A 24,621-nucleotide genomic window follows, 5' to 3' on the forward strand; every position below is an offset into this window, starting at 1 on the left:
AATTAAGCAATTACCATCTTTTGTGAAATTAACATTTTCGGATGCACAATGCATTGGTACTCTCCGTTGGTAGACAATTGTTGTGTATTTAAACCAATTAATACTTTGTTTACAACAATAGAACTGCCTTCATGATCAACTTGCACACTGTCTGGCTTAATTGCCCATAAAAATTGATTATCGACTCCAACTGCTCGGAAAGGAATTAAGCGTAATTTTGTCGCCCATCCAGAATCATTTTCTGGTATTTGAGGAATTTCTGTTTTGGAATAAATTTGTTCTGTTAACCAAACCGGTAAACAATACTCTAATGATGAAATATGCATAATCATAACTGGTGTTTTTGTTAACGGATCGTAAAGCTGATTCCCACTATCAATTAAGCCTGCTAGTTCTAGTTCTTCTTCCCCTACTCGAATCTTCACTTTCACAATTTGATCATAGTGTATTTTCGTAACCTCTACGCTTTCAATACGCTTTTTAGAAAAATAATAAATCACTGGAAAACCAAAAATAACAAACAACCAACTAATTGGATCACCGTAAGAAATTGATTGAGATTGAACCAATCCATTTACCATTTCATTCGTTTGCAAAAAGAAATGAGTTCCAATTAATCCTCCGCCAACCATAAAGGTTACAAAGTAAAACGTAAAAACAGTCTGTGTATAATTTCTAAACGTTGTAAACCCAAATGCTGTATACACAATAAGTAACGAGTACAGTAATTTCATAATTGGATGTGTCATCATAGAAGCAAAAGGAGTAAAGGCAAAAATAACAATGGTTGAACCTATAAATGCCCCTAACACAAGCCTCCATCTCTTGATCTTCTTTTTTAACACGGTAGCCGTTAATAAAAGTAAAAGAAAATCAATGCAGGCGTTTAACAACCAAACAATGTCGGCGTAAACAACCAAACAATTCACCTCTTTTTTTAAGTTGAGACTAGTATAATGCATATCCAATAGGAAAGTGTGTCAATTTGCGGAGGTGTTTTTTTGTTATTTTGTGATTTCTAGACATAATCTGTCGGTAAAAAATAAAAGTATAGTTTCATAGAGTGATATAATTTTTTTTATCAACAGATCGACTGAACTATATGTAACCAAAGTTAAATATCCTTTACTACACCTATAAAGCGAAACTTTAATCAGTGTCCCACTGATTATTTGCCTTCACCAATCGGGCTTTTATGGGCAATTATCTCCCACCTAATTTCCTCGCAATCGCCGAATTTTGAGGTGAGAGTCTTACTGCCCGCAAATAGCGGGATAAATTGAAATATGCGAAATAAAAAAAAGACCTACTTAGTAGATCTTTTCCATTTAGAAAACAAAAAAAGGAGCATGAAAGCTCCTTTTTTTATCGTCTACGACGGTTACGTAAAAATGCTGGAATATCGATATCATCTGAATCTGAATGACGCTCATGTACAACCGGCTCTTCACGCTTCATTTCACGTTTTACCTCACGTTGTTTTGAAGGTTGAGCTACTGGTTGTTGTGTATGATTCGCAGTCGGACGGATAATTGGTTTTGGTGGCTGCGTCGCAGCGCTATCATCAAAACCAGTTGCAATTACAGTTACAACGATATCATCTTTTAATCCTTCATTAATAACAGAACCAAAAATCATATTTACTTCTGGATCCGAAGCTGAAGCCACAATGTCTGCTGCTTCTTGTACTTCGTATAAGCTTAAGTTAGCTCCACCCGTAATGTTCATAATAACACCTTGAGCTCCATCAATAGATGTTTCTAGTAATGGACTAGAAATCGCTTTTTTCGCAGCCTCAGCAGCACGATTTTCCCCATTACCAGAACCGATACCCATTAAAGCAGAGCCTCTATTAGACATGATTGTCTTTACGTCTGCAAAGTCTAAGTTAATTAAACCTGGTGTTGCAATTAAATCAGAAATACCTTGAACACCTTGACGTAATACGTTATCTGCTTCACGGAACGCTTCTAACATCGGCGTATTTTTATCAACAATCTCTAGTAAACGATCGTTTGGAATTACAATTAACGTATCTACATTTTCTTTAAATGCCGCAATACCAGATGCTGCTTGCGTTGCACGCTTACGTCCTTCAAATGTAAATGGACGTGTTACAACACCAACTGTTAACGCACCTAATTCTTTTGCAACTTGAGCAACAACCGGAGCTGCACCAGTTCCAGTTCCGCCGCCCATACCAGCTGTTACAAAGACCATATCCGCACCACGAAGTGCTTCCTGGATCTGCTCTTTACTTTCTTCCGCAGCTTTTTTCCCTACTTCAGGGTTTGCGCCTGCACCAAGTCCACGCGTTAATTTTCCACCAATTTGCATTTTCGTTTCAGCTTTTGATAGATTTAATGCTTGTGCATCAGTATTCACAGCGATAAAGTCTACACCTTGTACACCGTGTTCAATCATACGGTTTACAGCATTGTTTCCGCCGCCGCCGACACCGATAACTTTTATATTCGCTAATTGATCTTGAGTAGTATCAAACTCTAACATGTCGAAATCCCCCTAGAACCTCATTTTTCGTGTCCAATTTTAATCCCATAAATAACGGAATACACGTTTTACTTTTGACATCATACGGTCATCATTTTGATTATTATTGTTTTGATTACGAGTTTTTTGTTTCGCAGGTTGCTGTTGTACCGGCATTGGTGCTGGTACTGGTTCAAAATGCTCTTGCTTTTCCTGCACGTTTTTCCCACGTAATTTAGCTTTTTGATAAGAGTGTTTAATTAAACCTACTCCAATTGTATATTGTGGCTCACGCACACCAATATAATCAGGAGTTGCTATACGAACATTTTCATGTAAAATATCATATGCAAGATCAAGAACACCTGGCATAGAAGCAATTCCGCCAGTCAGTACATAGCCAGAAGCAACTTGCTTTATTCCCAACTTACGTACTTCTTCCTGAACAAACATTAAAATTTCCTCTACACGAGCCTCTATAATATCCGATAATTCCAATTGCGAATACTGTTCTGTTTGATCACTTCCCATAATAGGAACCGTAAACATTTCTTCTTCAGATGCTGTATCATAAAAAGCATGTCCATATTTCAACTTAATTTGATCTGCATTTTCTGTTGAAGTTTTCAACCCAATCGCAATATCCTTCGTTATATGGTCTCCACCTAATGGCAATACGCTTGTCGCTTGTAACTCTCCATCTTTAAAAATAGATAAGGTTGTAGAGCCACCCCCAATATCAACAAGGGCCACTCCTCTATTTTTTTCATCTGAAGATATAGCAACTGTTGCAGCTGCTAAAGGTTGAAGACAAATATCTACAATTTCAAGACCTGCTTTTTCTACACAACGAAGTAGGTTATGTAGTAAAGTTCTCGAGCCTGTAATAAGTGTACCTTCCATTTCTAATCTTACACCGATCATCCCGCGTGGATCGTTAATCTCGTCAAGACCGTCTACAATGAACTGTCGAGGTACCACATCAATAAATTCACGTTCAGGAGCAATTGACACAACTTGTGCTGCATCTAGAACGCGTAAGACATCTTCATTTCCGATTTCACGATCTTCATTTGAAACAGCGACTACTCCGTGACAAGGAAGCAGCTGTACCTGGTTTGCATTGACACCTACTACAACTTGCTCAATGTGGATTCCCACCATGCGCTCAGCTTGTTCAATTGCTTTTTTAATTGATCGAACAGTCTCATCTATATCGACTATCGATCCCTTCTTTAAACCATTTGATTTTACATTTCCAACACCAATTATGTTTAAGCTGTCATTAACCATTTCACCAATGATGACTTTAACATTGGATGTACCGATGTCAAGACTAACATATATTTCATTGCTGTTCATTCTTTGGCACCTCCTTCTTTATTTATACCATACAACTCAATATATGGAACAACAATCGCAACTTTACTATTTATAAGAAAAATATTCAACGTCTTTATACGTTTCCCTTTTTTAACCCTATATTTTTCTTATTTTTATTTAACATTCGTTTAAGAATATCGCAGTAAACTATGAATAACTGCTTATCTTGAAATAATTCTATTTCAAGTGTAAAGATTACCGCCAAGTATAAGTCTACACTAAGATGTACTCATAGAAAAGTGAAACTTGTACCAATCCGAGTATGAATCTAAGAATTTCTACATATTTTTCATCAAATGAACCATTCTTGTAAATTCATATGCAGACAACAGAACGTTCGTTTCGTTTTTTTCTATAAATAACGTAGTAAAAACTATCGTTCTATTCTTTTTTTTCCTCCGCTCCTAACTCTTTCGTATATGCCCCTACTTCTAAGTCAATTAATACCTTCTTACCTGGCTCAATTGTTTTTAAAATAAGAGGATAAGCTTCCATACGCTTTGCAAAATTTTGAATCGTAGTGCTCACTTCATACCCTTCATTCATATATAAAGTAAGATGGTCTTCATTCGCATTCGTCGGTGAATAACGAATCTCAGAAATAGACCTTAAAATAGTCGGTGTTAATTTTTCTAACTCCGCAATTAACTCCTTCATTTTCTCCTCTTTAAACGGTTCAAAAATTGGTGCTGCAACAGGAAGTTTTCCGTTCGGGAGTACTTCAAGTGTTTTCCCATTTTCTAATAACGGTTGTAATTTTCCATCTTTGTTTATATAACCAATGGTTAAATATTCTTCAATATGAACATCAATTTTGTTTGGGAAACGTTTTTTTACATTTACTGCTTTAATTTCTTTTCGTTTCGTTAAGTTTTCTTCTGCTTTGTGTGCTGTTACTCGGAAATAACTCGTATCATATGTCACACCTGATTCCTTCATCACTTGTTCATCTGTCATATAATGATTTCCAAACACACTTATCTTTTTTATATTACTAAGCGGAGACCGAAAATAAATTAAAAAGAGTACTAATAAAAATAAAATTGATATGTATAAAATCAACCGATGATTAACATTTTTTTTGTTTTTTTTCTTTTGATTTTTCAACTTTGGTACACGATCTTGTAGTTTAATCACTTTACTATTTTTCATGTACGATCCCCCTATGTAACATAAAAAACGGCATGTTCCTCATGCCGTTCTTATCTTCTTATTATAACATAAATGATAATGAGCGGAACGAATAACCGTTATCTTCCAATGATTTCTACTTCTGTATGCATATCTACGCCAAATTTATCCTTAATTGTGTGTTTTATCAATGCAATTAAGGATAATACATCTTGCGCTGAAGCTCCACCAGTATTAATAATAAAATTCCCATGCATTTCAGAAATTTGAGCTCCACCTATTCGATAACCACGAAGCCCTGCTTTCTCTATTAAATGCCCTGCAAAGTATGGGGTTGGATTCCGAAATACACTTCCTGCACAAGGATGATTCCACGGCTGTGTTTCACGACGGTAATCTTTATTCTTTTGCATGTTTCTTACAATTTCCCCACGCTCTCCTACCTGCAATTGAAACTCAGCTTCCAAAACAATACCAGGACGTTTCGTTTGCAATACAGATGTACGATAAGAAAACTCCATTTCTCTATTCATTAACCACTCAATTGTTCCGTTTTCAAACAGAATAAGAGCCTTTGATAATATGTTTGATATATCTGATTTATGTGCTCCTGCATTCATATACACTGCGCCACCAACACTTCCTGGAATACCACTTGCAAATTCCAGTCCAGCTAATCCTTGGCGACTAAGTAAAGTTGACAATTTAATAAGGGGATATCCACCACCAACTCTTACTCTATGGTTTTCGACCTCTAAGTGGTCTAATCCTTCTCCTAAACGAATAACAACACCTTCTATACCTTGATCTGATACAAGAAGATTTGAACCCCGACCAATTACAGTCCACTTTGTTTTATATTTCTTTACTAACTGCAATGTTTTCTCAATACCGGTAACATGCTTTGGCACAATTAAAATATCAGCTGGTCCACCTATTTTCATAGTAGTGTAACGCGCTAACGGTTCGTTAACTAACACTCGACCAACATTCGCTTTTATAAGCTCATTTACTAATTGTTCCATAAACGATCTCCCCCATATAAAGTCTCCTTATTACAGTAGTATGCAGGGCGTTCACCTAACGTTATTTTTTTACAAGCTTATTCATTACTTCATACAGCTTATTTGCTGCATCCGGAATACCTAGTTGCTTAGCAGCTAGCTTCATATTTTGTAATGTTTGTGCATCTAATAAAATCTCATCAATATCACGAATTAGCGTTTCAGATGTTAAATCGTTTTCAAGTAACATTTTTGCTGCTCCTTTATCAACAACTGAACGTGCATTCTTTTCCTGATGGTTATTTGTTACGTACGGACTCGGAATTAACACACTTGGCTTACCTAACGCTGTTAATTCTGCAAGGGTTGTAGCCCCTGCTCTTGAAACAACAAGATCTACACCAGTCAGTACCTCTGGCATATTATGAATAAAAGGTTTAATAATAACATTATTCGGATTCCCTTTTTGTTTCACGGCTTCCATAACTTTATCATAATGTACTTCACCTGTTACATATAATACTTCGTAACTTTTATTCCCAAATTGTTCAATCGCTTCTACAAAAGCATCGTTAAGCGGTCTAGCCCCGCGGCTCCCCCCGAAAATAAGTACGGATTTTTTAGGAAGAGATAAACCTACTGAACGTTTTCCTTTCATTCCATTTTGATCCATTACCTCAGATGCACGTGGGTTACCTGTCATAACCACTTTTGACTGCGGAAAATGTTCTGCAGCTGCTTCAAAACAAACAGCAACCTTATCAACATAACGACTTAAAAATTTGTTCGTTACACCTGGTACACTATTTTGTTCATGTACAATAGTTGGAATACCTAATTTCGCTGCAGCATACACAACCGGTCCACATACATATCCACCCGTTCCAATTACAATATCCGGATTAAAACGACGAATATATCGTTTACTATCTTGTACACCCTTTAGGAAACGCATTACAGTTTTCACATTATCTAACGATATTTTCCGTTTAAATCCACTTATGACAATAGATTGAAACGGTATACCTGCTTTTGGAACGATAGTACTCTCTAAACCATTTTCCGTACCAATATATAAAAATCTTGCTTCCGGATTTAATTTTTTTATTTCTCTAATTAAAGCAAGGGCCGGATAAATATGCCCTCCAGTGCCTCCACCACTTACTAATACACGCACTACTAACTCCTCCGCTTCTCTTTTCTTATTTCAATCGTATTTATTTCTATATACATATTGTATTTTCACACACATACGAAAAACCCTGTCTTATAAACAGGGTTTAGTAGCGAGAATGGCGACTTATATTTAATAATACACCTACTGCCATTAACATTAATGTCAAACTTGATCCACCATAACTTAAAAACGGCAAAGTAATACCCGTAACAGGCATCAGTCCTGTTACAACACCAACATTAATCATTACTTGAATCGCAATCATCGCCACAATACCTACTGCTAAAAACGTACCATATAAATCTGGCGCTCCTAATGCTATGCGAATCCCGCGCCATAATAATAGACTAAATAATAATAACACAAATGAACCACCAATAAAACCTAATTCCTCTGATAAGATTGCAAATATAAAGTCTGTTTGTGGTTCAGGTAAATAAAGAAACTTTTGTCTACTTTGTCCAAGTCCAAGCCCGAATAATCCACCAGGCCCAATTGCGAGTAATGATTGGATAATTTGAAATCCACTTCCAAGTGGATCCGACCACGGATCTAAATAGGATGTAATGCGTTTCATTCGATACGGTGCTGATGCAATTAACCCTACAAACCCCGCTACGCCAACCAAACCAAACATTGCAAAGTGAAAGACCCTTGCTCCCGAAATAAATATCATAATGATACACGTCCCAACCATTACCGTTCCTGTACCAAGGTCTGGCTGTAACATAATCATCCCAAAAGCAAGAAACACAAAACTAAGAGCCGGTAATAAACCACGTTTAAAAGATGTAATTAATTTTTGCCGTTCCGCTAAAAATTTTGCCAAGAAAATAATCATCGCAAACTTCATAAACTCTGACGGTTGAATCGAAAATGCCCCGATTCCGATCCAACTTCTCGCTCCCCCACGAACAAGACCTACTCCAGGAATAAGAACGAGAATAAGAAGAATGAAGCAAACTAGCAAAATTACTTTTGAATACGTACGCCACACCCAATAATCAATTTTCATAATAAAAAACATAGCCACTACACCAAGACCTGCAAACAGTAATTGTCTTTTTGCAAAAAAGAATGAATCCCCCATTTTATAAGAGGCCCAAACCGCACTCGCACTATAAACCATAATCATTCCGATTGTCAACAACGAGAGTGTAACGATGATGAGAATAAAATCAGGCGTTTTCTTCATTACCCATAAACACCACCTCTTTGGACAGACACTTTTGCCCTATGTAACAAAACATCAGTAGGTGTTAGCCTACTGATGTTTTGATTTACTTTATATAAGTTTATGCACAGCTTGTATAAAAATGTCTCCTCTTTCTTCAAATGTTTTAAATTGATCCCAGCTTGCACATGCTGGAGAAAGAAGAATAACATCGCCGTCTGTAGAATGAGCATAAGCTTTCACTACTGCTTCATCTAGAGTATCGACACTTTCAATTATATCTAATCCCGCTTTTTCTGCCGCTCTTACTAATTTTGGTGCTGTTTGTCCAAATGTTACAATCGCTTTTACATTTTTGAAATATGGAATTAAATCATCGAACTCATTTCCACGATCAAGCCCACCTGCTAATAGTACAATCGGCTGTGTAAACGCAGATAAAGCTTTCTCAGTCGCTAACATATTCGTCGCTTTTGAGTCATTATAAAACTTACGGTTGTTAATAGTTGTTACATATTCTAAACGATGTTTTACACCTGTAAAACGTTTTAACACAACCGTAATTGCTTCATTAGAAACACCTAATAATTTCGCAATACTCATTGCAGCTAAAATATTTTCTAAATTATGCTGACCAGGTAAAACGATATCGCTTACTTCAACAACCTTTTCGCCTTTAAAATAAAGAGCATTATTTTTTATATACGCACCATCTTCAATTTCTTTCGTTGTCGAAAATAGTACTTTTTGACCTTTACTATAAGCAGATAAAGCCATCACATCTGCATCATCTGCATTCATTACACTATAATCGTTGTCTGTTTGGTTTTTAAAAATATTTGCTTTTGCTAAACCATATTCCTTCTTCGTCCCATGATAATCTAAGTGGGCCTCAAATAAGTTTAAAAACGCAGCAATTTTAGGTTGGAACGATTCTACTCCCATCAGTTGGAATGATGAAAGTTCTGTAACTACAACTTCATTTTCTTTTGCAGCCTGTGCCACTTCACAAGCTACTGTCCCTATGTTTCCTGCAATAACCGGATGCTTTTGTCCTTCTTTTAACATTTCAAATGTAAGCATTGTCGTTGTCGTTTTACCGTTAGACCCCGTGATCCCAACAAATGGCGCTTCTGAAATACGATATGCCAATTCTACTTCCGTAACAATTGGAATTTGCTTTTCTTTCGCAGCGACTAATATTGGATTAGAATACGGAATTCCTGGATTTTTTACAACAAGAGAAATATTTCTCTCTAACAATTCTAAAGGATGACCACCACATACAACGTCCATTCCTTTTGCTTGCAATTCTGCAGCAAGCACATTTTCTGCTAAAGGCTTTCCGTCATTTACAATAACATTTGCACCTAATTTTTGTAACAAGGTAGCTGCTGCATAACCACTTTTTGCAATGCCTAATACAAGAATATTTTTATTTTGAAATTCAGTTACAGTTTTCAATTACATCCACACCCCGATATAAATTCCTAAAACAGCTAATAAAAATCCTACAGACCAAAACGTTACAACGACGCGCCACTCTGACCAACCACATAATTCATAATGATGATGTAATGGACTCATTTTAAAGACACGTTTTCCTGTTGTTTTAAACGAAATAACTTGAATAATAACAGATAAAGTTTCCGCTACGAATACACCACCAATAACAACAAGTAGCAATTCTTGTTTTAATAAAATTGCCACAGCTGCGATTGCACCGCCTAAAGCTAAGGAACCTGTATCTCCCATAAATACTTTTGCCGGATTCGCATTGAATACTAAAAATCCAAGTACAGCTCCTACAACTGCCATACAGAATATCGCTACTCCAAATTGCTCTTGTGCTACAGCGATTATACTAAATGCTCCAAATGCAATAGCAGCTGTTCCTGATAATAAACCATCTAAACCATCTGTTAAGTTAACCGCATTTGATCCACCAATAAGCATAAATAATACAAGAACAAAATATGCCCAGCCTAATTCAAATTTAACATCCGTCCCCGGAATCATGATATATGTGTGAAATGCTTGCCCTTTTCCAATTAAAAAGAACGCAATAGCAATTACAAGCTGACCAATCAATTTTTGTTTTGATGTTAAACCAAGATTTCTTTTCTTTACTACTTTTATGTAGTCATCTAAAAATCCGATCAATCCGTATCCAAATGTAACTAATAATAACAATGATACTTCTGCACCTAAATGGTTAAATTTAATCGCCATAATAAGCGTAGTCACCATCATAGATACATATATGACAATACCACCCATCGTTGGTGTCCCTGATTTCTTTTGGTGTGACTTCGGTCCTTCGTCACGAATACTCTGTCCGAACTTTAACTTTCGTAAAAATGGAATAAATAATGGCGAAAGGGCAACAGAAATTAAGAATGCTACCCCAGCCGTTACTAATAAACCTTGTTCAAGCACATGTAGTCCTCCTCTCATGCTGTTACACTTCGTTGTTTAAACGCTCCGTAATTGCTTCTTTAGTGACTTCACGATCATCAAAATGATGAACTTCTTTACCAATAATTTGATATGTTTCATGACCCTTACCAGCAATAATAATGATATCTTCAGCTTTCGCTTTGGCAATTGCATGGTGTATCGCTTCTTTTCTATCAATAATTACTTCATAATTATTCCCATTTGCACCATGTACCATATCATCTAAAATAGCCACTGGATCTTCACTTCTTGGATTATCTGATGTATAAATTGCATGAGTTGCATATTTTGTTGCAACACTTGCCATTATTGGTCTCTTCGTTCGATCTCTATCACCACCGCAACCAACAATACAATATACATCACCTTTCGCAAACTGCTTTGCTGTTTTTAATACATTCTCTAAGCTATCTGGTGTATGAGCGTAATCAACAATAACTGTATAACTTTGTCCACCATCAACCACTTCAAAACGCCCAGGAACCCCGGCTAGTTTCTTTATAACATCAATGATTGTTTCTAAACTCACACCAGAAACAAGTCCCGCTGCTGTTGCTGCTAGTACGTTATATACATTAAATTTACCAATCAATTTCATCGTAACATTTACACTTTCATACGGTGTTACAAGCGTAAATGTAGTCCCGCCACTCGTCATAACGATATCTTTTGCCATAATATCACTTGTTGTATCAATACCATATGTTACAACAGTTGCCGCAGTACTTCTCATGTACTCCTCTGTTACAGCATCGTCGTTATTCAATACAGCGTACTTTTCACGATTATGATTATAACTATTGCCAAGCTGTGCAAATAGCAACCCTTTTGCATGTTTATATTCTTCCATCGTTTTATGATAGTCTAGATGATCTTGTGTTAAATTTGTAAACACCGCTACATCGTAATCACATCCGTGTACACGACCAAGATCTAAGGCATGTGACGAAACTTCCATTACTGTACTATCCACACCTTGTTCAACCATTTTTGAAAACGTCTGTTGAAGTGTTAGTGCATCTGGTGTTGTATTCTTCACCTCAAATGTTTCATCACCGATTTTCATATTAATCGTTCCAATTAGCCCCGTTTTATGACCATGTGCGCGCATAATTTCATCCATAATATGCGATGTTGTTGTCTTTCCATTTGTACCTGTAATTCCGATTAAATGTAACTTGTGTGTTGGTTGACCATAAAAATAATCAGCTAAAACCGCTAACGAACGAAAAGTATTTTTCACAAGTACAACTGGAACGTCAACATCAATTGGTCTTTCCGCAACAATAGCAGCCGCTCCTTGTGCCGCTGCTTTCTTAGCAAAATCATGGCTATCAACCGTATATCCTTTCATACATACAAATAAGCTTCCCTCTACCACTTTACGGGAATCAGCTTCTATAGATGTGATTTCTGGATTTTCTTTTGGAACAACTGGAAAATCATGCAAACATGATACAAGTGTATGCAACTTCATTTCACTAAACCCTCTCTACATTGTTTATTTATTTCTTTTTTAGTAAGCAACACGTTACCTCCTAATTATATAAAAATAGGAGGTAAGTGCTACTTCGTCTAATAAATAGACTTATTAATTAATGAGACACTTACTGTCTCAAATTAAGTAACGATTCTATAAAGAACTCACTTCCACCAATTGTACCATAAAACGTACTATGTTACCTTTAATTCCCGAAGTAAATTCTAATTTTTGAGCCTTCTTTTACTTTCGCTCCAGCTTCTGGTGATTGTTTGATTACTTTCTCCCCATCACCACTTATATCAAGCTTCAAATCGACAAGTTGCGTCTGTAAGTCTTTCTTTTTCATACCAATTAAATTTGGGACTTCCACAGTCGGTGTATCGCCCCATTTATATTCTTTCTCAACTTGTTCTTTTCTCGGTTTCACTCCCATAACAGGAAGTGCATCCCGAAGAATATTCCCAACAATCGGAGCCGCTACTACTCCACCAAATTGCGTGACTCCTTTTGGGTTATCAACAGCAACATAGACAACAATTTCAGGATCATCCGCTGGAGCAAAACCGATAAAGGATACAATATAGTTATTTTCTAAATATTTTCCATCCTTTACCTTTTGAGCGGTTCCTGTTTTTCCACCTACGCGATATCCATCAATATATGCACCTTTACCAGACCCTTTCGCTACAACATTCTCTAATGCATAACGAACTTTTTCTGAAGTTTCCTTGGAAATAACTTTTCTTTTCTCGACAGGTGTCTTTTTACTGACAACTTGATTATTTGTCGGATCAATAAATTCCTTAGCTATATACGGTTGATACAACGTTCCGCCATTTACAGCTGCTGCTACTGCCGCTACTTGTTGTATTGGTGTAACAGAAACACCTTGACCGAATGAAGTCGTTGCTTGCTCGACTGGACCGACTTTATCTAAATTAAATAAAATCCCGCTACCTTCACCTTGCAAATCAATGCCTGTTTTCTGTCCAAATCCAAAATTTCGAATATATTTAAACAATCGGTCTTTGCCAAGACGATCACCCAGTTCAATAAATCCTGGGTTACACGAATTTTGAACTACTTCTAAAAACGTTTGGCTACCGTGACCTCCTGCTTTCCAACATTTTAATCTAGCCCCACCAACTTCAGCTGCTCCATCATCATAAAACGTATCTTTCTCTAGGTCTACTAAATTTTCATTCAAAGCGGCCGCTAATGTTATGATCTTAAATGTTGAACCAGGCTCATACGTACTCCATACAGGTAAGTTTCTGTTATACACTTCTGGAGAAACACTTTGAAAATCTGCCGGATCAAAACTCGGTCGGCTTGACATGCCTAAAATTTCACCATTTTTTGGATTCATTGCAATTGCGATCATGCCATCTGGATTATACGTTGACTCCGCAATATTCATTTCTCTTTCCATAATTCTCGTAATGCGTGCATCAATTGTTAGTCCCAAATTCAAACCAGCTTCTGGCTTTTTGAAATCATCACCTATATTAGGCATTCTCTGCCCTTTCGCATCTGCAAAAAAACGCACATGGCCTTTATCACCATTTAGCTCTTTATCATAATATTTTTCTAGTCCCATTAACCCTTGATTGTCACTACCTGCAAACCCTAATACATGTGATAAAAAGTTCCCAAATGGATAGTACCGGATAGAATCCTCTGCAATATACACACCCTTTAAACTTAATCCTCTTACCTCTTTCGCTTTGTCATGTGATATTTTTCTTCCGCCTTTATCTAACCTTACAATCGATTCTTTTTTTGTAACCCTCTTATAAATCTCATCTTTTTCCACACCTAATACTGCAGCTAATTTCTCTGCAGTCTCTGCTGGTTTTTCAATTTGCCTCGGTACAACAAAGACAGTTGGGGCACTTTTATTCGTGGCAAGTTCCACACCGTTTCGGTCTAAAATCTTCCCACGTTCAGGTTCAAAAGTAATATTACGACTCCACGAATCCTTCGCACGATCCGTTAACATATTCCCAAGAAAAAACTGCACATATCCAAGACGAATATCGATGATAGTGAAAATAAGTATACCTGATATGAGTATAAAAATAAGTCTTTTTCTAACCGTTACATTTGATACACGCATATTGGAACAAGCCTCCCTTACGCCTAGCTTGTTCCAATATATGCTTGTACTTATTTAATTAGAACTTCTTCTCTTTTACCATTACGGTTTTTCAGCTTCTTGTTGTGGTTCAAGGGGCGGTACGAGCGTGACAGCTAACTCTGTACCAGGTTGCAATAACGTTCCTTCTGCCACACTTTGCTCTGTTACGTATCCGGTACCAGAAGGTTTTAAGTTAAGCTGTAATGTTTTTGCTAAATTCATAACATCACGCAGTGCCCAACCTTGTATATTTGGCATTGTAGGCTTATCTCCCACTAAGAAGACTCGATCACCTTTCAATGTTTGTTCAGTCGCTTTTGGTACTTGTTGTTGTACTTTCCCTTCACCTAATACGATTGGACGGAGTTTTGCTTTATCAATTGCTTTCCCAGCTTCAGCCATCGTTTTACCAGTTACATCTGGAACAGTAGTTTGTTGTTCTTTCAAATATTTTTTCGGATCTTTCACTTCATTTGGCTTAATCTTTAAATACTCTAAACTATTTTTTGTTACATCTTTAAAGATATCAGCTAAAGGCTGCGCTCCATTCTCATCATCTTTTAACTTCGGCTGTTTAACAGCTACATATACAACAAGTTGCGGATCATCTACCGGTGCCATACCTAAGAATGAGAATATATAATTCTCTCTTCCTGTCATATAGCCACCTTTCCCATCCGGAATTTGCGCTGTCCCTGTTTTACCACCAACTGAATATCCATCGACTTTATAAGCAGTTCCTGTTCCTTTAGGAGATGTAACAACGCGTTCTAATAACTGTCTTACTTGCGCTGCTGTTTCTTTTGTAACAGGCTTTCCTACTTCTTCTGGTTTATGTTCTAATTTTACTTTCCCTGTTATTGGATCTACAATTTTATCAATTGTATAAGGTTTCATCATTTTTCCGTCATTTGCAATAGCTGTTGCAGCTTGTACAAGTTGAATTGGCGTTACAGTAGAACCTTGTCCAAAAGCTGTTGTTACTTGCTGTATTTGCTGATCAAATAAAATTGTATTTGAACCTTCACCAGGTAAATCAATATTCGTTTTCTCGTCTAGTCCAAAAGCGTGAATATATTTACGAAAACGTTCTGGACCAAGTTTTTGATCACCTAAAATTGCAAATGCTACGTTTGAAGAGCGCTCTACACCTTCATCAAACGTGATAGAGCCCCAGCCAGCACCGCCGTTATGATCTTTTATTTTCTGGTTACCGACTTGATATGTACCAGACTGATAATAATCTTGCCCTTGATACACACCTTCATTAATTGCTGCCGCTAACGTGAAAATTTTCATTGTTGATCCAGGTTCAAATGCATTCGCAATTGCATCATTATAAAAATATTTATTATTCTCTTGGTTCGGATCATAACTAGGTTTACTAGACATCCCTAATATTTTCCCTGTTTTTGGATCCGCGACAATTCCTATTAAGCTTTCTGGTTCATAATGTTTACTCGCTTCTTTCATTGCGTCTTCTAAATAACTTTGAATACGTTGGTCAAGCGTTAAATATACATTATCTCCATTTTTAGGTGCCTTTACATTCACTTTTCCACCGTCAAGAGATACACCTTTACGATCGCCTGTATAAGCTACTTCTCCATTAGCAGCACCTAAATACTTATCCAAACTCTTTTCTAAACCAAATTGCCCTATAGCAATTCCGTCGTCATCCGGTCTCGCATGACCTACGACATAAGATGCGAAATCACCGTTTGGATACACTCTTGCATTTTCTGTAATAAAAGATATTCCTGGCAATTTCAATGCTTCTATTTGTTCTTTCTGTTCTTTCGTCAAGCCCTTACCTAAATTTCCAAATTCCACTTGACTTTTACCTTCTTTATTTAACGTAGCTAAAATCTTATCTTCGTCTTTTCCGAGTACTCCCGCGATTTTCTTCGCAGTATCCTCTTTATCCTTAACAGGATTAGCACCTTTTAATTCCGCTACAAGTTTATATGAGTTTGCATCTTGTGCTAACACATGGCCGTTTTGATCATAAATCGTTCCTCGATTCGCTTCGAGAACACCTGTTTTACTATGTTTTTGCTTAGCAAGTGCATCCAAATCATGATTATGCACTGTTCCTGTTGCTTGTATGTAAAAAAATCGGGCTAATAACAGCAAAAAGAGCAGGAGGAATAATATCATAAAATAACCTGCTCCCTTATTGGTATGAAATTTAGTCATATCTCTCTTCATCTTTCCTTCACACCTATTGCCTTACTTGAGGCCTTTCACATTATTCGCATTAATTTCTAGCCCGTGTTTTTTTGCAACTTCAGCGATTCGTTCATAACGACTTAACTTCTCTACTTCAGCCTGTAACTCTTGATTTTCTTTTTGCTGCTTCACAATTTTTTCTTCTATTGTCGCTGCTTCTACATTAACTTGATAAAGGCCTGCTTTATTTCCAATAAACGCTACACAGGCATACAATAAAAAGCCAATAAACGCTACATATAACAGTTTTTCGATTCTTGTAATCTTCGCTTTAGCCTTTGGTTTAATCATCTGCTGTGGGGGTGTTTGAATCTGTACCTCTTCTTGCGCTTGTTGTTTGTACTTTACAGCTAAGTTAGTCATACCTCTCTCCCCTTTTTATCGTTTTTCTGCGATTCTCAACTTCGCAGAACGTGCTCGATTATTTTCTTCTAATTCCACATCAGAAGGTAAAATCGGTTTTCTTGTAATAAGCTTTAATTTCGGCTTAAATTCCTCAGGAATAATCGGTAATCCTGGCGGCAATTGTGGCGTTGTACTATTTCGCTTAAACGTCGTTTTACAAATACGGTCTTCTAAAGAATGGAATGTTATAACACTAACTCTTCCACCAGGCTTGACCATCTCAATTGCAGATTCCAACGCTTCTTCAAATACTTTCAATTCATCATTTACAGCAATACGAATCGCCTGGAACACTCGCTTCGCAGGATGTCCACCAGTTCTACGAGCAGGAGCCGGAATACCTTCTTTAATTAGTTCTACTAATTCCCCTGTCGTTTCAATTGCTTTATTCTCACGATACGCTTCAATTTTCCTTGCTATTTGCTTTGAAAATTTCTCTTCGCCATACTGGAAGAAAATTCTTACGAGTTGTTCATATGACCAGCTATTTACAACATCATATGCTGTTAATGGGGCATCTTGATCCATCCGCATATCTAACGGTGCATCATGATGATAACTAAAGCCACGCTCTGGTGTATCTAATTGTGGAGATGAAACACCTAAATCGAATAAAATGCCATCTACTTCTGTTATACCTAATTCCTGAAGCTTTTCAGATAAATAACGGAAATTGCTCTTTACTGTTACAAACTGCTCACCGTATGAAGAAAAATTTTCTTTCGCATTTTGAATTGCTATCTCATCTTGATCAAACGCTATCAATTTTCCACCATCAGTTAATTGGGATAATAGATAAGAACTATGTCCTCCTCCCCCCAGTGTACAATCTACATATGTACCATCTGGCTTTATATCTAAGCCGTCTACTGTTTCTTTCAAAAGCACTGTTACGTGTTTAAACATTGTTGCACCTACTCTTTTTCCAATTAATTATGTTGAATGCATCCCTTCCTCTACACGTATATTTCACGATTAGAGAACGAAATACTACTAAAGAACGACTCATTTAACTTGCCTACAAAGGCAGCATACTATACAAATCGCTATTTTCTTTTATTATATACTAAATTTTATCATCTTTTGCGGGAAATTAAATAAAAAACTGTCGAAAAAGATAATAATACGTTTACATTTTGTGCTATTTTGTCATATATTTAAGTATCCTGCCTAAATACAATCTTGAATGGTTCTAAATTGATAATTCAGAAAAATTACACTTCACAGTAAATTCAACGGGATAAAAATAAAATCCTGCTCCAAAGAGCAAGATTCTATAGTTTTATAACATGATGTTTTCCATCCCAAGAAAATGAGTTTTCCATTACTCGATCAACAAAATCCAAACCGAACTGATTTAAATAATAACACACATTCCATACACGCTCTTGCGGCGCCCCTAATGGACGAAGCGCAAATTGTATACGACGAAATTTATTTAGCTGAACCTCATGTTTTTTCTCAACATTTTTTTTCAACATTCTTTCCAATAGTTCAATTTGTTCATTAATTTTCAATTCATTTTTCTCTGCGAATGTACTTAATCCTGGTTCTATTTTCTTCACAAACTGCTGTAACGATGTATGAATATCACTTATTTCCTTTTTCGCCTCTACAAATCGATCATCTATCGGTTCCTCTATTTGATTAGATAGCCAGTTTTCACGCAAGTTATCTACATTATTTAAAAATGGATCACTCTCTTGCAATTGTAAATCGGATACATCTGTCGCTATATCCCTCTCTACATAAGTAATCGTAATACGCGGAACGACCGGCGGCATACGGAAACCGACAGTATGAAATACTTGTTGCAATTCACTCCAGTAAGCTAATTCCCCCGGACCTCCAATAAACGCAAGTGTAGGAAATACATACTCTTGCATAAGCGGGCGTGTTACAACATTATTACTAAAACGTGCTGGATTTCTTTCTATCTCGTTGATCAATTCTTCATACGAAAAGGAATACGCTCCATCTTTCCCAACAAACTTCCCTTGATTATCTTCAAGCAGTATTCGCTCATTATCAATTTCCATAAATATATGCACCGCATTAAACTTTGTTTCAATAATCGGTTTATATCCTAATTCTTTAATTATTTCCTGTTGATTATGAAGCCCCTCTTGCACTTCTTTATACTTGCCAATAATTTGTTTAAAGAACGGTACTTCTAATTTTCTCAATTCAGGATGATGCGAATCGACAAGAATTAAACCAGAGTTAGCGAACATTTTAGTAATAAGGTAACCAAAGAAATCTACATACGTATTCGATTTTTTCAAAGAATCATCAATAAATTGTAATACGTCCTTTGTAAAATTCGTTTCTGGATATGTTTTAAAAATTTCTTCAATCCACTTTCTACAGTCTTCTACAGAAAGCTCAGACTCTGATGCACTCGCCTTTTTCGGATTACGATCATGAAAAATAGTCTTTTTTATTTTTTTATTTTTCGTTACAAAAGTATGATTAATTTCATCCATATCATGGTCTTCACCAGCAATCCAGAAAACAGGAACAACTCTAACACCTAAACTTTCTTCCTTTTCCTTCGCAAGCTGTAAAATTGAAATGATTTTATGAATTGTATAAAGCGGCCCAGTTAATAGCCCAGCTTGTTGTCCAGCTATAACAACATATGTATTTTCATCTCCAAGCGCTTTTACATTTTGAATTGTAGCTTCTCCCGCTTGTAATTTTGTATTATATTCTAATAAATGCGCTACTAAATCTTGACGGAAAAACTCCCTCTCACGCAAATCATGTAAACGCTGTTTAAAAGCATCTTCTGTTAACATGTAATCAAAACACGACTGTATCTCTTTTTTACCGTTCATATAGTCCGCTACAACACCTTGTTGCGGAACAGAGATTTCTTTTATCTCCATATAATTCTTCCTTTCGTATCCTGTTCTCTCACCAACCCACATTGTAGTCAATGTTTCACGTAAAAGCAAAGAAAAACACTTATACTTTTCCTTCTAATCCTTTTATTGCCTCAAACAAAAATTGAAGCGTCGGAACTGGTCGTTGCTGTTTCTTAGCTTCTTCTAATACATATCCAATAATCGCATTGATTTCCGTTTGTCTATTTGCTCTTACATCCGCCAACATAGATGATGTATTACGAGACGTCCTTTCACATACACGTTGTACCATTTGCCATACAATTTCTTTTTCTTCTTTAACAAGAAAAACGACTTCCTGAAATACTTGCTCCATCATTTGATAAAAAAACGGATTAGAAATCAACTCTCCGTTCTGAACTCGTAATAACGCTGTCAACGGATTGATACATACATTAACTACTAATTTTTTGTGCATAACGTCCTTCCAATCAGATTCGAGTTGAATCGGAAAATAAGGAAAAGAAAAGCACTTAAATATTTTTTGAAAATGCATAGATGGACCACGCACTACTCCAAACTTCGTAACACCTATACCAGTATGCTGAACTGTATGTATACCTTCCTTTTTTGCACCATGTTCTACAATCCCAACAGCTATATTTTCATTCTCTATTTTCTGCATAGCATGAAGATGTGACATCCCGTTTTGTAAAAAGATTAATGATGATTCTCTCTGCACAAAAGGTAGTATGTCAGTTATATGATATTGCTTCACGGCAATAAATATATAATCTAACTTCTGATTCGGCATACTTTCTATTGGTAAAACAGATGGAAATACCGTTTCACGTTCCCCATTCATAACACAGGTTACACCCGTTACAGTCAATTCCTCAGACTGTTTAGCCGTTCTTGTAAACAACGTAACATCTTGATTACTTTTTTGTAAATAAAATGTATACAATAGACCAATAGCTCCTGGCCCCACAATTCCAATTTTCATCTTCACACAAGGAACTCATATTAAAAAGTTATATAAGTTCTCTTGCCCTCCCTCCTTTATATCTTTCTAAATTACACTAATGCATCTATTGATTTCACTGTATCCCAACAAACAAATGCAACCTCTTCTTTCACTATGTATATACTACCTATTAATAGGCTTCTATTCTTAGTTTAGCAAATCCTCAAAAAAATAATAAAAGAAATATACTATTTTCTTCATAAAAATAAAAAAATGAGTTATAATATTATTATAAATATTTACACTTTTCTGCATTCAACAAGATAAGAAAGGGATGTGACGTAATGGGATTTCCAAAAGTTGAGCGTTTGCTCATCAATTATAAAACATTAGATGAATTTAAAAAATTTAAAGGTTGCGGAGCTCAAGAACTATCCATGCTAGAAGAATTACAAGCAAACATTATTGAAAATGATAGTGAATCTCCATTTTATGGTATCTATTATGGCGGATCACTAATCGCACGTATGAGCCTGTATATGAAAAGAAACGGTGGAGAACCATTCGAAATTACAGGTACTTACCTAGAACTCTATAAACTTGAAGTATTACCGAATTTTCAAAAACAAGGCTATGGACAAATGCTTGTAAATTATGCTAAACAACTAAAATTCCCAATTAAAACGATAGCGCGTATCCATTCAGCTGGTTTTTGGGATAAGTTAAATTTCAACCCTGTATCAGTAACTGATGGTGATTTTTATGTTTGGCACCCAGAAACAAATTTGAATGCGGTTACAAATGAAGAATCTGCTTAAGAAATAAAAAAAACAGCTACATAGCAGCTGTTTTTTTTATTTCTTTACCTTCTCTAATTCCCCATTCGAACGAGCACTATTTCTTTCCGCTACCATTACACTTCTTTTTTGATCAATATAATCAAGTAATGTTCTATATTCTTCCTCATATACTGATAATCGCTCCAAAAGACGTTCTCTCTCTGTTTGTAGCGATTCAATTTGTTGTTGCAATACCATCAAGGAGTTTTCATCTTTATAATTTTGCAAGAAATCAATAACATCATTCAATGTAATTGACGTAGGCTCTAATACCTTCGTCTCTTTCACTTCATAATTTTCCACTTTACGAAGTTGTTTTGCTTCTTCGATACGCTCTTTGTATTGCTTTCTTACATACGAATTCCACCTAAATCCACATGCTGCTGGTGTACGAGACAAATGTCTTCCCACTTCTTTAAAGGCAGAAAGTTGCGTTCCACCTTCTCGAATATGCCGGAGTACTACTTCTGCCAGAAGCAAATCTTCATCATCAGTCCAAGCATCTTGTCTTGTTGTCGCCATCTCTCTAGTCCTCCCTATGCATTTTTTATTAAGCATATGCAGTTACTAGAAAAGATAGAATACTACAACTAAAGAATAAGACAAAAAAAATAAACGCAGAAGATATCTTCTGCGTTTATTTTTTGCAATTACTTGCTGATTACTTCTTTACCTTTGTAAGTACCGCATGCTTTACATACACGGTGAGCTAATTTCGCTTCACCACAGCTTGGGCACTCTACCATACCAGGTACTGATAATTTGAAATGCGTACGACGCTTTCTTTTTACTGTTTTAGAAGTTCTTCTAAAAGGTACAGCCATTCTTCCCACCTCCTTAAAAGAAATAGTTATTTTCATATGAAGGCCTAAACCAGTCTTCCGATTATTTGTCAAAAAACTTTGCAAGTCCTGCTAATCTTGGATCAACAGTCTTTTCTTTGTTTTCTTCCGAAATCACTTGCCAGTCTTGACCTTGCATCGGTGCTCCACCAGAAACATCATCACTGAAAATTTGCATTGGAATCTCCAAAAGTATATTTTCCTTGATTACGGGCAGTAAGTCAAGTACTTCTCCTTCTAAAGAATGAATTTCAGCTTCTGTTTCAAATTCTTCTTCTGAAGTTTGGAACACCTCAGTTGTTTTAATGTCAAATGGTAATGTCACATCTACTAAAGAGCGAGAACATGGTAAAACCATGCTTCCAGTTATATGTAGATGAAACGTAAACTTACCGGAGCCAAAATCAACTCTTCCTGTTACATGAACAGGATCAATTTCACGAATATCTTTTTCGACCTCTTTTAGCTCACTTACATCTACCATCTCATCCAATGTCAATCCTTTATTTCTCAATTTATTCAATTGATGGATGGACCATTTCATATCATATCACCTCAAGGCAACAAACAAAATTATAGCTAGCCATTTTATATTTGTCAATGTTTTTTCTTTACACTATAATGAAGTCATCATAGTAAATAATATATAGAGTATCACGTTTTTCAAAAAGATGCTACATCGAAAGGAGAGATTACCATAAAAGCTAGTGGTATTGTTGTTGAATATAACCCTTTTCATAACGGTCATGATTATCATGTGCAACAAACAAAAAAGTTAACACACTCTGATATTACAATTGCCGTTATGAGTGGCCCTTTTTTACAGCGTGGTGAGCCGGCACTCCTATCCAAATGGTATCGTACCAAAATGGCCTTAGAAAACGGCGTAGACCTCGTTGTAGAGCTCCCATATGCCTTCGCCACACAAAAGGCTGAAACATTTGCAAATGGCGCTATTTCCATTTTAAACGCCCTACACGTTTCTGAAATTTGTTTCGGTAGTGAAGATGGACAAATCGAAAATTTTTATAATACCATCTCTGTACAAAAAAACGAAGAAGAGACTTTTAACCGTCTTGTAAAACAATTTATGGATGCTGGTAATAGTTATGCAAAAGCTACATCTGAAGCTTTTTTACACATTTTACCACCACAAAAAAACATAGATATGTCACAGCCGAATAACATTTTAGGCTTCCAATACATAAAGGCCATTCTCTCACAAAATAGTTCTATGCAAGCACAAACTCTAAAAAGATTTGCTTCTCATTATCATGACGAAACATTTAACGACCAACATATTGCAAGCGCGACAAGCATTCGTAAGCAACTCTTTAGCGAAGAGGGAGCATTTACAGCAATTGAACCTTTTATCCCGAAAGCAACCGCTTCGATTTTAGCAAATTACAAACAACAGTACGGGATATTACATAATTGGGAACAATATTTTTCATTTTTCAAATACAAACTCATGACGATGTCTCCTAAGGATTTACGCCATATATATGAAATAGAAGAAGGTTTAGAACATCGTATTTTATCAAAAATACAAAACAGTTCCTCCTTCTATTCATTCATGGAAGCATTAAAAACTAAACGGTATACATGGACTAGATTGCAAAGAGCTTGCACGCACATTTTAACAAACACCACAAAAGAAGAAATACATGAAGCAAATATAAAGCAGCATGCACCGTATATTCGTCTACTCGGCATGTCACAAAAAGGACAAACTTACCTTTCAAAAAATAAGAAAAAAATAGAACTTCCAATCCTTACACATACAAAAACTTTTAACCATCCCACTTTAGATATAGAGCGAAAAGCGAATTCTGTATATTTCTCCATCATGCACGAACCATTACGAACACAACTACTAAAACAAGACGTAATACACCATCCAATACGTTATGATGAAACGACAGCAAGATTTCTATAAGAAAAACCTCTCTTTTGAAGTGAACCCGAATAGTGGTACATGAAAAAAACACCTCCTGAATTCGCATACTAAGTATGCAAATTCAACGGAGGTGTTTTTCATTTGA

Annotated in this window: 21 protein-coding genes; 2 read left to right on the plus strand and 19 right to left on the minus strand. The window is 36.2% G+C overall.

Going from position 1 to position 24,621, the window contains the following annotated elements; genetic code table 11:
* Positions 1 to 2: 2 nt before the first annotated feature.
* From spoIIGA to panE, 16 genes are all read right to left on the minus strand, one after another.
* The gene (gene spoIIGA, locus MR065_RS11820) at positions 3 to 920 is read right to left on the minus strand and encodes a sigma-E processing peptidase SpoIIGA (RefSeq protein ID WP_141436416.1); all 918 of its coding nucleotides are present in this window, start codon (positions 918 to 920) and stop codon (positions 3 to 5) included.
* Positions 921 to 1,365: 445 nt separating this feature from the next.
* On the minus strand, positions 1,366 to 2,511 hold the full coding sequence (gene ftsZ, locus MR065_RS11825; protein ID WP_097904422.1) for a cell division protein FtsZ: 1,146 nt from the start codon (positions 2,509 to 2,511) through the stop codon (positions 1,366 to 1,368).
* Between the two features lie 39 nt (positions 2,512 to 2,550).
* A complete protein-coding gene (gene ftsA, locus MR065_RS11830) occupies positions 2,551 to 3,852 on the minus strand; it encodes a cell division protein FtsA (RefSeq protein ID WP_097904423.1) in 1,302 nt (433 codons plus the stop codon).
* Between the two features lie 402 nt (positions 3,853 to 4,254).
* Positions 4,255 to 5,025: a cell division protein DivIB gene (gene divIB / locus MR065_RS11835; protein ID WP_097904424.1), complete on the minus strand. Its 771-nt coding sequence runs from the start codon at positions 5,023 to 5,025 to the stop codon at positions 4,255 to 4,257.
* Between the two features lie 98 nt (positions 5,026 to 5,123).
* Complete coding sequence (gene murB / locus MR065_RS11840; RefSeq protein ID WP_242213783.1) at positions 5,124 to 6,029, minus strand: UDP-N-acetylmuramate dehydrogenase; 906 nt, start codon at positions 6,027 to 6,029, stop codon at positions 5,124 to 5,126.
* A 61-nt stretch (positions 6,030 to 6,090) separates the two neighbouring features.
* On the minus strand, positions 6,091 to 7,185 hold the full coding sequence (murG, locus tag MR065_RS11845) for an undecaprenyldiphospho-muramoylpentapeptide beta-N-acetylglucosaminyltransferase (RefSeq protein ID WP_242213784.1): 1,095 nt from the start codon (positions 7,183 to 7,185) through the stop codon (positions 6,091 to 6,093).
* A 103-nt stretch (positions 7,186 to 7,288) separates the two neighbouring features.
* Positions 7,289 to 8,380: a stage V sporulation protein E gene (gene spoVE / locus MR065_RS11850; protein ID WP_098267891.1), complete on the minus strand. Its 1,092-nt coding sequence runs from the start codon at positions 8,378 to 8,380 to the stop codon at positions 7,289 to 7,291.
* 90 nt (positions 8,381 to 8,470) lie between these two features.
* Positions 8,471 to 9,823 carry a UDP-N-acetylmuramoyl-L-alanine--D-glutamate ligase gene (murD, locus tag MR065_RS11855; RefSeq protein ID WP_242213785.1) on the minus strand — a complete coding sequence of 451 codons (1,353 nt, stop codon included), beginning with the start codon at positions 9,821 to 9,823 and terminating at the stop codon, positions 8,471 to 8,473.
* Positions 9,824 to 10,798 carry a phospho-N-acetylmuramoyl-pentapeptide-transferase gene (gene mraY, locus MR065_RS11860; RefSeq protein WP_097904429.1) on the minus strand — a complete coding sequence of 325 codons (975 nt, stop codon included), beginning with the start codon at positions 10,796 to 10,798 and terminating at the stop codon, positions 9,824 to 9,826.
* Positions 10,799 to 10,820: 22 nt separating this feature from the next.
* Entirely contained in the window at positions 10,821 to 12,296 is a 1,476-nt protein-coding gene (murE, locus tag MR065_RS11865) for a UDP-N-acetylmuramoyl-L-alanyl-D-glutamate--2,6-diaminopimelate ligase (RefSeq protein WP_097904430.1), read from the minus strand.
* 208 nt (positions 12,297 to 12,504) lie between these two features.
* Complete coding sequence (locus tag MR065_RS11870; protein WP_097904431.1) at positions 12,505 to 14,421, minus strand: stage V sporulation protein D; 1,917 nt, start codon at positions 14,419 to 14,421, stop codon at positions 12,505 to 12,507.
* Between the two features lie 81 nt (positions 14,422 to 14,502).
* Positions 14,503 to 16,653 carry a penicillin-binding protein gene (locus tag MR065_RS11875; RefSeq protein WP_472927161.1) on the minus strand — a complete coding sequence of 717 codons (2,151 nt, stop codon included), beginning with the start codon at positions 16,651 to 16,653 and terminating at the stop codon, positions 14,503 to 14,505.
* A 21-nt stretch (positions 16,654 to 16,674) separates the two neighbouring features.
* Entirely contained in the window at positions 16,675 to 17,037 is a 363-nt protein-coding gene (gene ftsL, locus MR065_RS11880; protein WP_242213786.1) for a cell division protein FtsL, read from the minus strand.
* Positions 17,038 to 17,052: 15 nt separating this feature from the next.
* Positions 17,053 to 17,985 carry a 16S rRNA (cytosine(1402)-N(4))-methyltransferase RsmH gene (rsmH, locus tag MR065_RS11885; RefSeq protein WP_242213787.1) on the minus strand — a complete coding sequence of 311 codons (933 nt, stop codon included), beginning with the start codon at positions 17,983 to 17,985 and terminating at the stop codon, positions 17,053 to 17,055.
* A 368-nt stretch (positions 17,986 to 18,353) separates the two neighbouring features.
* A complete protein-coding gene (gene bshC, locus MR065_RS11890; protein ID WP_242213788.1) occupies positions 18,354 to 19,970 on the minus strand; it encodes a bacillithiol biosynthesis cysteine-adding enzyme BshC in 1,617 nt (538 codons plus the stop codon).
* A gap of 79 nt (positions 19,971 to 20,049) precedes the next feature.
* Positions 20,050 to 20,940 carry a 2-dehydropantoate 2-reductase gene (gene panE / locus MR065_RS11895; RefSeq protein ID WP_242213789.1) on the minus strand — a complete coding sequence of 297 codons (891 nt, stop codon included), beginning with the start codon at positions 20,938 to 20,940 and terminating at the stop codon, positions 20,050 to 20,052.
* Positions 20,941 to 21,239: 299 nt separating this feature from the next.
* Here panE and MR065_RS11900 point away from each other — a divergent pair, with 299 nt between their 5' ends.
* Complete coding sequence (locus MR065_RS11900) at positions 21,240 to 21,713, plus strand: N-acetyltransferase (RefSeq protein ID WP_242213790.1); 474 nt, start codon at positions 21,240 to 21,242, stop codon at positions 21,711 to 21,713.
* A 36-nt stretch (positions 21,714 to 21,749) separates the two neighbouring features.
* Here MR065_RS11900 and MR065_RS11905 read toward each other — a convergent pair whose 3' ends face one another.
* From MR065_RS11905 to MR065_RS11915, 3 genes are all read right to left on the minus strand, one after another.
* Positions 21,750 to 22,256, minus strand: coding sequence for an RsfA family transcriptional regulator (locus tag MR065_RS11905; protein ID WP_097904438.1), 507 nt, complete (start codon positions 22,254 to 22,256; stop codon positions 21,750 to 21,752).
* Between the two features lie 128 nt (positions 22,257 to 22,384).
* Entirely contained in the window at positions 22,385 to 22,558 is a 174-nt protein-coding gene (rpmF, locus tag MR065_RS11910) for a 50S ribosomal protein L32 (protein WP_001984764.1), read from the minus strand.
* A gap of 61 nt (positions 22,559 to 22,619) precedes the next feature.
* Positions 22,620 to 23,120 (minus strand): YceD family protein, encoded by a 501-nt coding sequence (locus MR065_RS11915; RefSeq protein WP_242213791.1) that lies wholly within the window; start codon positions 23,118 to 23,120, stop codon positions 22,620 to 22,622.
* Positions 23,121 to 23,273: 153 nt separating this feature from the next.
* Here MR065_RS11915 and MR065_RS11920 point away from each other — a divergent pair, with 153 nt between their 5' ends.
* Entirely contained in the window at positions 23,274 to 24,515 is a 1,242-nt protein-coding gene (locus MR065_RS11920; protein ID WP_313895158.1) for a nucleotidyltransferase, read from the plus strand.
* Positions 24,516 to 24,621 lie beyond the last annotated feature (106 nt).

Source organism: Bacillus cereus group sp. BfR-BA-01383 (genome assembly GCF_022663495.1).
GTDB lineage: Bacteria > Bacillota > Bacilli > Bacillales > Bacillaceae_G > Bacillus_A > Bacillus_A cereus_AU.